The organism is Marinobacter aromaticivorans, assembly GCF_002806975.1.
Lineage (GTDB): Bacteria > Pseudomonadota > Gammaproteobacteria > Pseudomonadales > Oleiphilaceae > Marinobacter > Marinobacter aromaticivorans.
On the sequence record NZ_NIHD01000044.1, the window covers coordinates 1 to 686 of the forward strand.

The window sequence follows — 686 nt, forward strand, 5'->3', positions numbered from 1 at the left end:
CGGTGAATACCGGTCACCGCAGACGTCACATAAATAACCGCGAGCACCACCAGAATGGCCATCTGTGTGGCCAGGCCGTCGGTCAGGCCGAACAACTCACTGAGCCCGAAGCTCATCTGGGTGGCCAGAAAGCCGATGGGGCCAACGGTACCGGCCACCACCGCAATCACGCAGCAGGCATCCACCACACTGCCGAGCCAGCCGCTCATCACGCGTTCGCCGAATACCGGGTAGAGCAGTGTTCTGGGCTGCAGCGGCTTGTCTTTCACGTAATGGGCGTGCGCCAGCACAATCGCCGCCAGGGTGCCCAGAACCGCCCAGGCCAGAAAGCCCCAGTGCATGAACGCTTGCGCCAGCGCATTGGACACTGCCGCCGCGGTGCCTGGCTCTGTGGTGTAGGCCGGGGGTGTGACCACAAAGTGATAGATTGGCTCGCCGGCGGCAAAGAACACACCGCCACCTGCCAGCAGGGTACACATAATGATGGAGAGCCAGCGGAAGGTGCTCATCTCCGGGCGCTCCAGGTTGCCAATTTTGGCTCTGGCCGCGGGCGTGCAGGCCAGGCCCATGGCGATAAAGAAGGTTGCCAGCAGCAGCATCTGGAAGTAGGAGCCAAACACTTTGGCGGTCCAGGCAAAGCCATTGCCGATCAGGTCGGCCACGCCCTTGAGGTCGAACAGGGAGAA

General features: G+C 62.2%; 1 protein-coding gene. It reads right to left on the minus strand.

Annotation, left to right across the window (positions count from 1 at the left end; translation table 11 throughout):
* On the minus strand, positions 1-686 hold a 686-nt coding region (locus CDH48_RS19050), incomplete at both ends, for a BCCT family transporter (RefSeq protein WP_227521189.1).